The sequence below is a fragment of the Alteromonas infernus genome (genome assembly GCF_902705815.1).
Genome location: NZ_CACSIG010000008.1, coordinates 39,795 through 54,981, shown reverse-complemented (window position 1 = coordinate 54,981; position 15,187 = coordinate 39,795). Strand labels below are relative to the sequence as shown.

Genomic DNA, 15,187 nt, shown 5'->3' with positions numbered 1-15,187 from the left:
TTTGCAGCCAGCCTACCACTTCAAAAAAAGTTAAAAATAAACGAAACAACAAAAAAGATAGAAACGAACAGTGACTAAAGAAAAGATTCCCAGCAGACAAACACTTACTAAATGGTGTAAGGAAATGGATAGCGCGCAATCGCTTGGCTTGCGCCGTTCGCTTATGTCACAGGTAGCGGTTAAGTGTTTGTCGCTTTTTTCTTTAATTATTGGCTTTTATTACTTTTCTAATATTGCTCAAGACTGGGTGGTGAATAAAACGCCCGCTACCCGTGGCGATATAGTAGGGCTTTCTATCTGTTTAGCGTTGTGCTGGTTATTCCAAGGCGCGTTTAACGCCCTTTCCAGTAGGGGGAAGGTGAAGGTACTTGATAAACTTGAAGCACATTTGAAACAGGTGTTTGTGGCGCGTCAGCATGCGCTAATTCGCCAGCACTCTGTTTATTACTGGCAAACCCTTTGGCTGCAGCACATACAGGCTTTTACTGATTGGGCGCTAGAATATCGCGTGCAGCAAATGATCGCTGTAATAGTGCCACTGCTGGCTTTGGCCGTTATTTTCTATGTAAACCCCGTGATTGGGCTTGGTTTGCTACTGACACTGCCGGTTGTGCCACTTTTTATGATCATCGTGGGGAAAGGAGCGGCAGCCTTGCATCGCAAGCACTTTGTTGCGCTTGAACGACTGGGCAGTTTGTTTACTGACCGCTTGGCCGCACTGCCCATGTTGGCAAGTTTTCAGGCCCATCAAAAACAAACTGACCTGCTGAAACAAGCCAGTGAAAACTTAAATGCGCGAACCATGAAAGTGGTGAGTGTGGCGTTTCTATCTAACAGCGTCCTCGATTTTTTCGCCACGCTTGCCGTGGCCTTAGTGGCAGTATTTATCGGTTTTTTCATTGCTGGGCGAATTAACTATTGGGCCAGCAATAACATTACAGCAAGGTTTGTGGGTGCTGCTTACTGTTCCCCTGCTATTAAGTGAAATGAAAAAGTTGGGTCAGGTATATCATCAAAAAGCACAGGCAGAGGCCGCGCAAGACGAACTATATCCTTTATTTTCTATTCCTATTCAAGATAAAACGCATTCAGACGAAAAGGTGGGAAGCTATTTTGAAAGTATGAATAAACGACCAAGTGAATCTTTGCTTGCAGCCTCTCACTTTAACGTTTTTGAGATGGACGCGTCTCTTTATAGTTCATTATCTTCTTGTGAAAGCGAAACCCCAGTGCTGCTCTGCGCAGATAGCCTTAATGTTTCTAAAGGCGATAAAATTTTACTCAGTGGCGCTTCAGGCTCAGGAAAGACGCTACTTCTAGAAGCACTGGGTGGGCAGCGCCCCGCTTCCCACAAATTTAACGAACCGGTTGTGTGGATCACTCAGCACCCGGTCGTTACTCCGGGTACCGTGCGGGAGAATTTGTGCCTTGATGATAGCTATACGGATGAAGCGCTTAACGAGGTACTGCAAGCGGTAGAACTCGGGCCGTGGCTAGCGTTATTGCCTTATGGGTTAGACACGGTAATGACAGACTACCCATTACTTTCTGGAGGCGAAGCGCAGCGTCTGTCATTGGCTAGAGCATTGCTTAGAGAAGTCAATATATGGCTATTGGATGAGCCAACAGCGCATTTACCAGATTCCCAGCATCATAGACTGGCCCAACTCATCAACCGCTTAGGTGAGAATAAAACGCTTATATGGGCTTCACACAAAGCACTGCCCGCCAATTGGTTTACACACTTCTGGGCTATTAAAGACGGTAAGGTAAAAGTCGCTTCAATGGTTAGCCAAAACGAAAGGCAGGAGGCAACAAATGAATAATACGAAACCTGCCTATATAACGTTATTGCTCGCGCTACTGCATGGTGTAGCAGGCATAAGCATCTTGGTTATTTCTTCTTGGTTTATTGCCGTCAGTGCAATTGCGCCTGTGGGCTTTAACTATGTCATTCCTGCTGTTGTTATCCGCGCACTCGCGCTACTTCGCATTGCATCAGGCTACGCCAGTATGTGGGTAGGTCATAACGATTTGCTGGCGCGGATAGCCAATATAAGGTTGTCTGTATTTAGTCAGCTTGAAAACACGCAAATTAATGAAAAAGCATTAACGACAGAAGCGCTAGCACAACACACAGAAGAGCTTGCTAGCCTCTGGATTGCGTGGATAGCGCCACTATCTAGCGCAACGTTTATTTTTACGTGTCTTTGTGTCGTGGCTGTGGGGTTTGGCTTTCCTGGGGCAGGATTGCTTATTGTACTGTTTGTTGTGTGGTCAATCGCCTTGGTATTACAAGGGGTAGGGGCGCTTCGTATCGCTAAGCGTGCGACTCACGCCAATGCCCGATTTAGACAAGCGTCAACCAACTTTCTAAACAGCAGTGCTATCTGGCATTTAAGTACAGCGTTTACGAATACACGCGAAGGCAAAACGACCTGCGCAGATGAAAGTCATACTTTGCAAAGTCCAGAACGCGACGTTGCCAGAAACTTAGAGACCGCAGAGGCAAGCGCCCCAGATATAAATATAAAAGACGTGAGTGCTAAAGTAGTATGGCTCGAAAAGATAGCGCAAAAAAATACCGCGAATCGCACGGCGTGGTGGTTTCAAGGGATGGCGTTTCTATTGGTTGTGTTAACGATGTCTGGGGCCTTTTCCATCACACAGACGCTGCTTTTTGCACCCATCGCGATTGTCGTGCCCATGGTATTACTTGCGGCGCCCGATTGGGCGGGAAACGCTTTTTCAAGCATATCTAAGTTTGCACAATACAAGCAAAGCGTAAAAGCGCTTCAGCAGATGAAAGCGACACCCATTAAAATGCTTAGTGAAAGAGAGATAAATATCGCGATAACCTTAACGGATTTTTCGATAAAAGGTCGTCGCACGAGCAAGGTGAATACTAACTTGCCAGCAAGAGGTGTGGTTTGTGTCTCAGGTGCGTCTGGTTGTGGAAAGTCATCTTTTCTTCAGGGCCTCGCGGGGTTGCTTCCTGCTCACGGGAAACGAGAGATTGATGGTGTTAATATGCCACCTGGCTTAGTGACAAACTGGCGCTATGTTGAGCAAGAACCCGTTATATTATCCGGCAGTCTTGCCTTGAATTTAGACCCTGCTGGAAGGTGCATATCACACAGTGAATTCACTACGCTAATGCAAGAGTTAGGGTTGGAAAAGCTTTTGCCTTTAACGACGTGGGTAGGCAAAGCCGGAAGACCATTGTCTGGTGGTGAAAGAAAGCGCGTCGCGCTAGCTCGGGCTATTTTGGCTAAACCACGGGTACTACTTGTTGATGAGCCGTTCGAAGGCTTAGACATTCACACACAACAACGTGTCTGTACCGTGTTAAATCGCTATGCAAAAGATAATCTAGTGATTATTGCTTCACACGTTACCCCTACTGCACTTGTGGTGAAGCAAAAAGTGCAGTTAGACGAAGCGAATCTTCATACCGTTAATGGTAAACATCGCGCTACTTTGTAGCGAACTGCTCGAAGTCTTTTGTAATGTCTTCCAGGCTTCTGCCCTTCGTTTCGGGGAAGAATTTAGCCACTAATATTAAGCTAAGTAGAGCAAAGCCGCCGTATATTGCAAACGTTGCGGCGGCCCCCAAATTGGCGAGCTCCCATGGAAATATCACTTGAACCAAAAAGCTGGTAAGTGAGTTCACCATGCCCACCAACGAAATGGCCAGGGCACGGGTTTGGTTGGGAAAAATTTCGGCGAGCATTGCCCACATGACGGGGCCCAAAGACATAGCAAAAGACGCAACGAATGCAATAATGCCAAACAGCACTAAGGGAGCATTCATATTAATGCTGCTGGTAAGTAACGGCTGTTGATAAGTGTCGAATTCGTCGCTTGAAAGCACACGCTTAAGAGCGCGTTTAAACGCCACGTCTGAATAATAGGTATCGCTGGTTAACGGGGCTAACTTACTTGCTGAAGCGGGCGCGCTATGTTGAATTTCAACAATGGCCGATTGCTGTATTTGGTAAGTCGCTTGTTTAAAGCCATAAGTGCAAATAGCCATGCTGATAACCACGCCGGTTAGTCCTATTATCAACAAGGGTTTTCTGCCCCACTTGTCGATAGTAAGCATGGCCACAAGGGTAAACGCCACGTTTACCACCCCAATCAATACAGCCTGCATAAAGGCGGCATTCGAGCCTACACCGCTTTGCTCAAATATAGTGGGGGCGTAAAAAAAGATAACGTTGATGCCGGTAATTTGTTGGGCAATGGCAATGATGATGCCCACCATCAAAGGAAAACGCATGGCTTTGGTTTTTAGAAAGCCGAGGCGTTCGCGCAGTGGCCACGATTTTTCTTTAAGGGACGAGGAAATGTCTTCGACCAGCACCTTTGCCTGTGCGTGGTCGAGCAAGCGGTTTATGACCTGCTCAGCTTCTTGGTGCTTGCCCTTTAACACTAACCAACGAGGGCTACGAGGTATAGTGAACAACAGGCTAAACCATACGATGGCAGGCACAATTTCTAGGCCCAACATATAGCGCCACAAATGGGTATCAATGCCCCATTCATTCACCCAAGGCGCACCGCTGTTACTAAGCTGCAATAAATAGTAGTTAGTGAAGTATGACAGAGCAAAACCAAACACGATATTAAGCTGATTGACCGAGACCATTTTGCCGCGGTTTTTTGGCGCACTGATTTCTGAAATATAGAGTGGCGCGATAATAAGCGAGCAAAATGCGATGCCCCCAATAAAGCGAGAGAGCACGAGCAGCTCAAAATTAGGCGCGAGGGCAGAACCCACCGATGAAAGCAAATAAAGAAAAGCAACAAGAATAAGTGCTTTGCGTCTGCCAATAGCATCGCTAACGCCGCCTGCAAATAACATGGCGATAAGAGCACCGAGCGTAGGCGAACTTACCACAAAGCCTTGTTGCCAATCGCTTAAGCCAAATTCTGCATCAATAAACCCATTAGCTCCTGCTATTACACTGGCATCGAAGCCGAATATAAACCCTCCTAGAGAGACAATAAGTGTGTAATACAGCGACGGAGACAGGGCTTTATTCATTTTATAAGTTGCCTAATGTGTCCCTATCAATCATCTCTGGAACGAATAGATGCTCAATCGGAATGGGGCTTTTAATGTCGTAAACATGTTCTAGCACCCAGAAAGCCGCCATTTCGCCCATTGCGTTAATAGGGTTATTGATAGTCGTGAGTTTAGGGTAAAGGTAGCGTGAAAAAAGCACGTTATCGAAACCGATAATGGAAAGCTGATCTGGAATATCAAACCCCGCTTCCCGTGCGGCTGTCATTGCGCCTGATGCCATTTCATCGTTTGCACAAACAAGTGCAGTTAACTCAGGGTAGTTTTCCTGTAGATAGAGCATGCCTTCTTGGCCCGAAGACTCATGGAAGTCACCTTCAAACATGCTAGTTTTGGCAAAAGGAATTCCAGCCTCTTCTAGCGCTTTCTTGTGGCCAGAGAGACGGTCGCTCGCGTCTTTTTTAAACAGCGGGCCGCTAATATAAGCAATGTGTTTGTGGCCGGCGTCGATAGCCGCTTTTGTCGCTAGATAGCCACCTTGCTCATTGTCGACGACAAAGCAGTTTTCATCTAGTTCATCTACTTTGCGATTTATCACAACAACAGGAATTTTACTGTCGACAAGCTTTTTCAAGTAGTCATCGGACACGGCTTCCGCGTGTAAAATTAGCGCGTCACAGCGGCGGCTTTTTAAAAACTCAATGGCCTCGTGCTCTCGCTTTTCGTCAACGTGCCCAGCAGTAATAATGACGTGTTTGCCATTTTGTTTGAGTACGTTTTCAACGGTACTCATCAAATCACCGAAGTAAGAGCCATGCAGTTCCGACACAAGCAATCCAACGCTGTTGGTCCGGTTCGATGCCAGAGACTGCGCAATAGCGTTAGGCTGATAGCCTAGCGATGCCATTGCGTCTTCTACCTTTTTACGGGTGCGTTCGCTTACCTTCGCGTTTCCATTCATAACACGAGAAACGGTAGCGAGAGATACGCCTGCTGCTTCTGATACTTGGTAAATTGTTGCCATACGGTTTTTAGTACTTGTCCTTATTTGATACCGCTAATGTACCCATTTATCCGGCTCTTCACCAGTTTTGAATAAGCCAAAGCACTTTGTTTTAACGTGCGTTTTTGGGTTTTGTAATCGACGTAAACAATGCCAAAGCGCTTTTTGTAGCCTAGCGCCCATTCGAAGTTGTCCATTAAGCTCCAAGCAAAGTAGCCTCGAATATCAACACCTTTTTCGATAGCACTATTCACCGCATTAAGATGGGTATGAAAGTATGCAGTGCGATCGTCATCATTTACCTCGCCATTAACAAGCTTATCATCCATAGCGGCACCATTTTCAGTAATGTAAATAGGTGGCAAGGTGTAACGTTGGTGAAGGTCTACGAGTAATTCGGTAAATGCATCAGGTGTGATTTCCCAGCCCATTGCGGTTAATTCCGTGGTTGTTGGTGGAACCACTTCAAACCAATCGTTATCAGTACCTTCGTACACTGTACGGGTGTAGTAGTTAATTCCCAAATAGTCGATGGGTTGCGAGATGATCGCCATATCACCTTCGTGAATATCAGGCTTATCTGCATCATCAAGTCTATCGATTACCTCAGGATACTTACCTTCGACAATGGGCGTTAAGTACCATTGGTTGTGATAATCGTCAGCGAGCTGTGCTGCACGCTTGTCTGCTTGAGAATCAGTGGCGCCATGACAGGTACTGAAATTAAGAACGATGCCGTTTTGGCTATTAGGGCAATACTTATTCAGTACCTTTAAAGCTAAACCGTGAGCTAGAAGCAAGTGGTGGGCAGCTTTTCGACCGTTGCCAACACCTGTTATTCCAGGTGCGTGGATACCGACTTCATAACCTAGGTAGGCTGAGCAAAATGGTTCATTTAACGTGGCATAAGCATGCACTTTTTCGCCCAGCGCGTTTGCTACCACTTCAGCATACTGTGCGAATGCGTAGGCTGTATCTCGATTTAACCAGCCCCCTTGGTCTTCTAAATACTGAGGCAAGTCCCAGTGGTAAAGCGTAACGAACACTTTCATACCGCGGCGCTTAAGCTCATCAACCAAGTTGATATAAAAACGAATGCCTATTTCATTCACGGTACCGTCTTGGTTCATCACACGAGGCCAAGAGATAGAGAGTCGGTAAGCGTCCACACCTAAATTATCGATAAGCGCAACATCTTGTTTCCATAATTCAATGTGTTTACATGCTTCATCGCCGTTAGTGCCGTCCTCGATGGTATTTTCTTGGGCGCAGAACGTGTCCCAGATACAGTCTAAGCGGCCGTTCCGGTCGCCCTCTATTTGAAAGCTAGAGGTAGCCACACCAAACAAAAAGTCTTTCGACAACATCATTGAGTTGGAGGGTAAGTTAATTTCTTGCATCTTAGGGGTGTCCTGGCATTAACAAACTTTTCATATTGGCCGCATAATCATTTGGTCAAATAACATGATATTTACATTGAATTAGAAAGCGCTTCATGTAATTATTTACTTTATGTAAGCGCTTACAAAAAATTTTAAGATGAGATGTAAGCGCTTTCAAATGTAAATGTAACATTAACTAAAAAAAATAGCAACAGAGGTTACCCGTGGACATACCAGCGCAACCGAATACGCAAGATGGCGACAGCACTGTTTCTAACGGTAATTATCGCTTTGCTCTTATCTCTCTCACTACACTATTCTTTATGTGGGGTTTCATCACTTGCCTAAATGACATTCTGATCCCTTATCTCAAAGGGGCTTTTAATTTAAGTTTTACCCAAGCAATGCTTATTCAGTTTTGCTTTTTTAGCGCCTATTTTATTGTCTCTCTTCCAGCGGGCATGGTGGTGTCGCGAATAGGGTATCAAAAAGGCATTGTACTAGGGCTTGGCATCGCGTGTGTGGGCTGTTTGCTTTTCTTTCCTGCTGCTTCTAGCCAAGTGTATGCCGTTTTTCTCTTAGCGTTATTTGTTCTGGCATCGGGTATTACTATTTTACAGGTGTCGGCAAACCCTTATGTAACCGCGTTAGGAAGCCCCAAGACTGCGTCTTCTAGGCTAACCATGACACAAGCTTTTAATGCTTTTGGTACAACCGTCGCCCCCTTCTTTGGTTCGTACCTAATGTACGGCGCGACAGGGGAACACGGCGCAGGCTCACCGAGTGCTTCTGATGTGCAAGTGCCCTACCTTATCTTAGCGGGCACCTTGCTGCTACTTGCGCTTATTTTTATGTACTTGAAACTGCCAAAGCTAAACCACACCAGCTCTAATACCGGTGTGTTTAAAGGAGGAGCCTGGCATCACAAACACTTGGTGTTAGGTGCTGTTGGTATATTCATGTATGTAGGTGCTGAAGTTGCTATTGGTAGTATGTTGGTTAATTACTTGGCTAGCCCTGCTGTTGGTGGGCTAACAGAAGCGAAAGCAGCGCAACTTCTTGCCTATTACTGGGGCGGCGCTATGGTAGGTCGCTTTATTGGCGCTGTCGTTATGCAAAAAGTTTCCGGAGGCTACGTGCTAGCCTTCAATGCGTGTATCGCTATTGCATTGATATTGTTGTCGCTTTCAAGCACGGGTGGTTTAGCGCTGTGGAGTATTTTGGGTGTAGGTCTGTTTAACTCAATTATGTTCCCTACCATATTTAGCTTAGCGCTCCATCAACTGGGCAAAGACACGCCACAAGGTTCAGGCATTTTATGTTTGGCCATTGTCGGCGGTGCCATTATTCCGCTATTACAAGGAATGCTGGCCGACTCGATTGGGGTCACATTGTCATTCCTATTACCCGCTTCGTGCTATCTCTACATTGCTTACTATGGCCTTGTAGGAAGTCGCGTATCTAAATTTCAAACCACTGAAAAGTAACGAGGATTAATCATGCGAAAAAGTCTAATCGCGAAGGTTGTTACAGGCGCATTAGTAGGTGTTTTAGTCAGTGCTTGCGCAACCGATGAAGACGCTTCTTCAGTTAACAGTGCCTTAGAGAAAACGAATAAAGCCAGTGAGATCTGGCCCAAGTTAGATATCGAAGTAAAGCCAGACTCTGCTGTTGAAAAAAAGGTTTCAGATATTCTTTCTACCATGACCCTGGAACAGAAAATTGCGCAGATGATCCAGCCAGAAATTCGCAATATTACTGTTGAGGATATGCGTAAATATGGGTTTGGTTCTTATCTTAACGGCGGTGGTGCGTTTCCTAACAACGACAAGCATGCAACCCCTGAAGATTGGGTTGCGCTTGCCGAGAAACTCTATCAAGCCTCGGTGGACGACAGCCTAGATGGTTCAAGTATTCCTACCATGTGGGGTACCGATGCCGTGCACGGTCATAACAATGTTATTGGTGCGACCTTATTTCCCCATAACATTGGTTTAGGCGCGGCTAATAACCCAGATTTAGTAGAGAAAATAGCGCATATTACCGCGAAAGAAGTGATGGCAACGGGCATTGATTGGGTATTTGCGCCCACGGTTGCCGTTGTACGCGACGACCGTTGGGGCAGAACCTATGAGAGCTACTCTGAAGATCCTGCGATTGTAAGGGAGTATGCTGCTTCAGTTGTTAAAGGTCTTCAAGGTGCTGCTGACAAAGATTTCTTAAGCGATCAGCGTGTAATCAGCACAGTAAAACACTTTGTGGGTGATGGCGGTACTGTTGGCGGCGACGATCAAGGTAACAACGTGGCTAGCGAACAAGACCTGTTTGATATTCACGCGCAAGGTTATGTGGGTGGTCTAACGGCTGGTGCGCAGTCGGTTATGGCATCGTTTAACAGCTGGAATGGCGATAAGCTTCACGGCCATAAATATCTACTAACCGACGTGCTGAAAGATCAGATGGGCTTTGACGGTTTTGTGGTAGGCGACTGGAACGGCCATGGGCAGGTGAAAGGGTGTAGCAACGAAGATTGCGCCCAAGCTATTAATGCAGGTTTAGATATTTTCATGGTGCCAAATGACTGGAAGGTACTATACGACAATACCCTTGCACAGGTGAAAGATGGCACTATAGCGATGTCGCGCATTGATGATGCAGTGCGTCGTATTCTGCGTGTAAAAGTGCGCGCAGGCCTTTTTGATAAGCCAAGCCCAGCAAATCGTCCATTATCTGGCGATCGTTCTTTAATTGGTAAAGCCGAGCATCGTGAAATAGCGGCCCAGGCGGTACGTGAATCGCTAGTGCTACTTAAAAATAAAAACAAAACCCTGCCATTATCTGCGGGCAAGAGCATATTGGTTGCCGGTGACGGCGCTGACAACATTGGCAAGCAGTCCGGTGGATGGAGTATTACGTGGCAAGGTACCAACAATACTAACGAAGACTTCCCGGGCGGCACCTCCATTTACGATGGTATTAAGCAGCATGCTGAAAGCGCCGGAGGAGACGCTATCCTTTCTGTAGACGGTTCATTCGAAGAAAAGCCTGATGTTGCCATTGTGGTATTCGGTGAAGAGCCTTATGCCGAAGGGCATGGCGATAGAGAAACGCTAATTTACCAACACGGCAGCAAGAAAGACTTAGCACTACTTGAAAAGCTGAAGTCACAAGGTATTCCAGTTGTATCTGTATTTATCAGCGGCCGCCCTATGTGGGTAAATGCAGAACTTAATGCCTCTGATGCGTTTGTCGCCGCATGGCTACCGGGCTCAGAAGGCGCGGCAGTCGCAGATGTGCTTTTTGGTAAGCAGGACTTTAAAGGCAAGCTTTCATTCTCATGGCCGTCTGAACCACAGCAAATTGTGAATAAAGGCGATGAAACCTATGAACCGCTTCTGCCTTATGGCTTTGGGTTAACCTTTGACGCTGAAAATGTATTGAGCGATACGCTAAATACCGAAATTAAAGTGAGCACTGACAGCAATACGCCAATGGAAATCCTAAATGGGGCGGTTCAGTCTCCATGGGTGCTATGGCTTTATTCGGGTGATGACTCACTAACGGTTAATGCAAGTACACATACCGTTGGTGCCCTTACTTACCGTACTGTCGACAAAGAAGTGCAAGAAGATGCCCGTAAAATTACCTTCGATGGGTCTGAATTTGCCGCTATGCGCTTTGCAAGTAAGAGCTTCTTCCGCGAAGATTTAAGCGCACAGCTACTTACTGAAGGTGCGTTAAGCTTTAACGTGAGTCGTCACTCAGATATCACGCAGCCTGTAACGGTTGGTATGAACTGTGAAGGCGAAGGAGATACTGCGGGCAGTTGCTCAACGCAGATTGATATTAGCGAGCAGCTTAAAGCAATACCTGCTGATACGTGGACGAACGTAAGCATTGACCTGCAGTGCTTTGTTGACGAGGGCATTGACTTCACCGGTCTTGTTGTACCATTTGAACTAGGCAGTGCAGGGCAGGCCAGCTTAAGCGTAGCAGATATTCAATTTACGCCTGATTCTGCTAAATCAGCGAGTATAATCTGCCAAGAGTAGATTAAAGCCTTACCGCTCGTTCTCAAACAACGTCGCCAGCCTAAAACCTGGCGACGTTTCTGTTTTTGGTCAACAAACCTCTGCCCACCTACCTATTTACCGATCTAATCTGTATTGCGCTGCGAAGCATTATCAACGCTATAAAAAGTAAAGCCAAAACCTTTGCCGGTACTAAAGTTGCGGCGGTAGGAACGGCGTTTGCTACTAACCTAGTAGCTGGCGACCCATATCTATCGGTGGCTTTACCTGGACGGATGTATTCCCCTGTTTATCGCGGTATGGGCTACTCTACGCTTAACTTGTCGCGGGGTATTGAAGAGGGGGGAACTTTGATGTCACCGCTTATTCCTTGGAATGCCGGTGGTGCCTTTGTGATATCGGCGCTAGGTCTCGGTATTTCAGGCGCCAACTTGGAAAATTTGCTGTATATCCCTCTTGCTTTTGCCTGTTGGACGGCTCCCCTGATAGGGATATTTTACGCCTTCGTTGGATGGTTTTCGCCTAAAGCTACAGACGAAGAGCGTGAACAGTGGAAAACGTCAGGCGCGGCAATTGCGAAGTTTAACAAAGACGGCACACCGGTTACTGATTAGCGTTATTGCAGAACGGGCGAGTTAAACTTCCGTTGGCCTTCTTACTAATGATGGGTATTACCTAACCGGTAAGAATAGCGGGCCTAAACGTGTATTTACAAATAGATATAGCAGGTACAAAAAAAGGGCCTTAAAAAGGCCCTTATCGTAAGTGCTTATTAAACTTAGAAGCTGTATCTAGCACCTAGCGTGTAGCGAGGGCCATACTGACGAGCAAATAAGAATTGCTCTTCAAAGCGGCCGTAACCACGCTCGGTTTCGTCGTTGATGTTTACACCTTCTAAGAACACGGTTAGGTGCTCATTCACATCGTAGTTGATGCTGGCGTCAACCTGACCAAACGTATCGAACTGAGTCGCTGGGTTATCCGCCGAGCCTTGTGCTTGGCCAATGCCTACTACGTAGTCTGAACGCCATGCGTAAGTGACTTTTACAGACAGGCCTTCTTTCTCGTAAAACACTTGGAAGTTAGCTGAGTCACTGATACCTACTAGCGGGTTTTGTTGCTCTAGGTTGTATGGGTCGTACTCTACGTCACCATCAACCAGCGTCGCGTTGGCACCAAAACCAAAGCCCGTTTCACCAAATGTGTGTTGAACAGCAAGTTCGATACCTTCAACGGTTTTAGAATCATCAAGGTTACGCGGCTTAACCACATTCCACTCGATAAGCGGGTCGTCTGAGTTAGGCTCAACAACGCCGTCTGCATCAGCGTAGCCCGCTTCTCTGAAGTAGTCGTAAATGTTACTGTCGGTCGCCTGAATGCCTTCTGCCTGAAGCGCAGAAACAGCTTCTTGCCATCTTGGGCCTTGGTAAATATCGTTAAGGCCGTCAAAGGTTTCAAGCCTACCTTGGGTGTCGATATAATTCTTCACTGACTTTCTGAACAGGCCTACTGACGCATAGCTTGCTTCGTCATAGTACCATTCGAAAGATAAGTCTAAGTTAGTCGACTCATAAGGTTTAAGGTCGGTACTGCCTTCAGATACTACCCTCGAGCCAATTTTAGGACTCCCGCTAAATGAACGTCCGCCTTGTAAAAAGCCGATAGGTGCACGGGTAATTGATTTACCCCAAGAGAAACGGGCAACAATATCGTCTGTCACATCGACTTTTACGTCGAACATAGGCAGAAGCACGTCGTACTTACCGGTGAAGTCTTGCTCTTCAACACCCTCTTGGAATACGGTAATCCATTCACCCGCTGCAACCCAGTTTACTTGGATAGGAACGCGAACTTCCGCGGTGCTAGGTACCTCGGTTTCTTCGTAGCGAAGACCTGCATTAACCTGTACATAGTAATCGCTAACTTCAAAGTCCCACTCTGTTTGCACATAGATTGAATCTGTTGTTTCTTCTACGTTGCTTACTGAAGGATCGCCGCTGAAATACGGGTCGATGGAATACGCGTTGCTCTCACCCACCACGTCAGCAGTGATGAATTGAAGTTGACGAGCAATGGCTTCATCGAAGTCAAAGGTGTAGTAATAGCCAGGGTTCATGCCCGCGCCACCACCATCAAAGGCATCTAAGAAGCCTGACGTATCATTGCGAACGAACATGCTGTCTGGGAATATTTCTGTAAACGATGGGCTGAAGCCAGGTCCGCCGCGTAGTCCGCTCCATGCGGTAAAGCCAGTCAAAGACTGTTCTGTGCGAGCTACACCGAAGTCGATTTTGACAAGCGGGATATCCCACGCTGAGTTATACCAAGTACCGTCTAACTGCAGCTGTTCAATGTCAGAGCGCCCTGGTGAATAGATAAACTGGCTGAAGTTAGAGTCAATCTCGCCCGGCATGATTTCGTTAGTGCCGTTATTCCAGTTAACATAGACTTGTGGAATTTCACCTTCGCGATAGTCATAAACTTTTGAATCCAGTTGATTTGAACCCAAAATAATTTGTCCGGCGCTACCTAGCCCTTCATCATAACCGTTGTCAGTTTTGTTGTACGAGTCGTGATAGTCGAGACGTAGATGCCAGTCGTCATTTACCATCCAATCTAGGTTTACACCCAATGAGCGAGCGTCAACGCGGGTAGTGTTTCGGCTTGCGGTGAACGAACCGTCATCGCCGCTGATATCAGCATAAACGGCCGTACCGTTTTCATCGAGTTCGTAGGCATTGATATTTGCACCAAAGTTATTCCAAATACCCCAACCCACACTGTTAGTGCCGGTGGTTGCGCGAGATGCTGTGTAGTCGATGGTCGCGGTAAACTCGTCAACAGGACGGAACTGGAAGGTTACTTGGCCGTTTTGACGCTCACGCTGCACGTCATTGATGCTGTAGTTCATGTCTTTTGGAAAGAACGCCGCATTAGTAATGTTAGTGCGGTTATCAACAACATTGCTTGGGTCTATGTTTTGAGGCAGATCGTCGTTTTCTTGCAGTACCCACCCTTGAATATTTGCTGACTGCTGCTGGAAATCACGCTCTTGGTGTGAGAATGACACGCCGAATCCGAACATATCATCTGCAAAGGTATTAGTGTAAACGCCTGCAATCTCTGGCGTTACATCGTCACCCGCTTCGTTAGACGTATCGTAAATGCCCTTAACCGAAATAGTCGCATTTTGGCCTGACTGAGCCAGTGGCTTCATAGTGATGATATTTACCGTTGCACCTAAGCCGCCGCTCGGGTTTTCTGCGCGGGCCGTTTTCTGAAGCTCTAGCGTGTTTACGCCTTCAGATGAAAGGTTGGCAAGGTCGAAAGAGCGAGTAAAACCTGTGCCTGGCATTTGGCGTCCGTTAAGGGTTACCAAGTTGAACTCTGGGCCAAAACCCCGCACGGTAATTTGGCTACCTTCACCGTTGTTTCGGCTGATAGTTACACCCGTAATGCGCTGCAATGCTTCAGCGAGGTTAGTATCAGGAAATTTACCCAGTTCTTCTGCTGATATAGCGTCAACCACACCGCTTGAACTGCGTTTTAAGTCCATAGAACGGATCATACTGCCGCGAATACCGCTAACCTGAATAACTTCTACTTCGCCCTCTGCAGGTGTCGCTGTCTCAGCGTCTTGCGCGTAAGTAGGTAGTGCGAGTGTGGAGCCCATCAACAACGCCATTGATGTGGCAAGCTGGGTCTTCTTAAAAGATGTGTTTTTCATAATTGCCCTACTAAT

Annotated in this window: 7 protein-coding genes and 2 pseudogenes; 5 read left to right on the top strand and 4 right to left on the bottom strand. The window is 46.7% G+C overall.

What is annotated here, in order from left to right; translation table 11 throughout:
* Nucleotides 1-124: 124 nt before the first annotated feature.
* Together ACX5J7_RS02100 and ACX5J7_RS02095 are read left to right on the top strand one after the other, a co-directional pair.
* Nucleotides 125-1,826 (top strand): annotated as a pseudogene (locus ACX5J7_RS02100) (ABC transporter transmembrane domain-containing protein).
* On the top strand, nt 1,819-3,486 hold the full coding sequence (locus tag ACX5J7_RS02095; RefSeq protein ID WP_498705927.1) for an ATP-binding cassette domain-containing protein: 1,668 nt from the start codon (nt 1,819-1,821) through the stop codon (nt 3,484-3,486). The pseudogene ACX5J7_RS02100 and the gene ACX5J7_RS02095 overlap by 8 nt, the downstream one beginning before the upstream one ends.
* On the opposite strand, the gene ACX5J7_RS02090 is transcribed toward ACX5J7_RS02095, so the two are convergent.
* Genes ACX5J7_RS02090 through ACX5J7_RS02080 form a run of 3 tightly spaced genes read right to left on the bottom strand, consistent with a single transcriptional unit; the run spans nt 3,476 to nt 7,432 of the window.
* Nucleotides 3,476-5,050 carry a sugar porter family MFS transporter gene (locus tag ACX5J7_RS02090; RefSeq protein WP_498705926.1) on the bottom strand — a complete coding sequence of 525 codons (1,575 nt, stop codon included), beginning with the start codon at nt 5,048-5,050 and terminating at the stop codon, nt 3,476-3,478. The two genes, ACX5J7_RS02095 and ACX5J7_RS02090, sit on opposite strands and share 11 nt — an antisense overlap.
* A gap of 1 nt (nt 5,051) precedes the next feature.
* Nucleotides 5,052-6,053 carry a LacI family DNA-binding transcriptional regulator gene (locus tag ACX5J7_RS02085; RefSeq protein ID WP_015068383.1) on the bottom strand — a complete coding sequence of 334 codons (1,002 nt, stop codon included), beginning with the start codon at nt 6,051-6,053 and terminating at the stop codon, nt 5,052-5,054.
* 20 nt (nt 6,054-6,073) lie between these two features.
* Nucleotides 6,074-7,432, bottom strand: a complete 1,359-nt coding sequence (locus tag ACX5J7_RS02080) for a GH1 family beta-glucosidase (protein WP_015068382.1) — start codon at nt 7,430-7,432, stop codon at nt 6,074-6,076.
* Between the two features lie 206 nt (nt 7,433-7,638).
* Here ACX5J7_RS02080 and ACX5J7_RS02075 point away from each other — a divergent pair, with 206 nt between their 5' ends.
* The 3 genes and pseudogenes from ACX5J7_RS02075 to ACX5J7_RS02065 form a co-directional block, all read left to right on the top strand.
* A complete protein-coding gene (locus ACX5J7_RS02075) occupies nt 7,639-8,901 on the top strand; it encodes a sugar MFS transporter (protein ID WP_498705925.1) in 1,263 nt (420 codons plus the stop codon).
* 12 nt (nt 8,902-8,913) lie between these two features.
* On the top strand, nt 8,914-11,466 hold the full coding sequence (locus ACX5J7_RS02070; protein ID WP_498705924.1) for a glycoside hydrolase family 3 protein: 2,553 nt from the start codon (nt 8,914-8,916) through the stop codon (nt 11,464-11,466).
* 119 nt (nt 11,467-11,585) lie between these two features.
* Nucleotides 11,586-12,059, top strand: a pseudogene (locus tag ACX5J7_RS02065) (Na+/H+ antiporter NhaC family protein); the annotation flags it as partial.
* Between the two features lie 164 nt (nt 12,060-12,223).
* On the opposite strand, the gene ACX5J7_RS02060 reads toward ACX5J7_RS02065, so the two are convergent.
* Nucleotides 12,224-15,172 (bottom strand): TonB-dependent receptor, encoded by a 2,949-nt coding sequence (locus ACX5J7_RS02060; RefSeq protein ID WP_024017147.1) that lies wholly within the window; start codon nt 15,170-15,172, stop codon nt 12,224-12,226.
* Nucleotides 15,173-15,187: the final 15 nt, after the last annotated feature.

Excerpts from the sequence above, each read along its gene's own strand:
- ACX5J7_RS02060 (WP_024017147.1), bottom strand. The coding sequence starts at position 15,172 with ATGAAAAACACATCTTTTAAGAAGACCCAGCTTGCCACATCAATGGCG.
- ACX5J7_RS02070 (WP_498705924.1), top strand. The coding sequence starts at position 8,914 with ATGCGAAAAAGTCTAATCGCGAAGGTTGTTACAGGCGCATTAGTAGGT.
- ACX5J7_RS02080 (WP_015068382.1), bottom strand. The coding sequence starts at position 7,432 with ATGCAAGAAATTAACTTACCCTCCAACTCAATGATGTTGTCGAAAGAC.
- ACX5J7_RS02085 (WP_015068383.1), bottom strand. The coding sequence starts at position 6,053 with ATGGCAACAATTTACCAAGTATCAGAAGCAGCAGGCGTATCTCTCGCT.
- ACX5J7_RS02090 (WP_498705926.1), bottom strand. The coding sequence starts at position 5,050 with ATGAATAAAGCCCTGTCTCCGTCGCTGTATTACACACTTATTGTCTCT.
- ACX5J7_RS02095 (WP_498705927.1), top strand. The coding sequence starts at position 1,819 with ATGAATAATACGAAACCTGCCTATATAACGTTATTGCTCGCGCTACTG.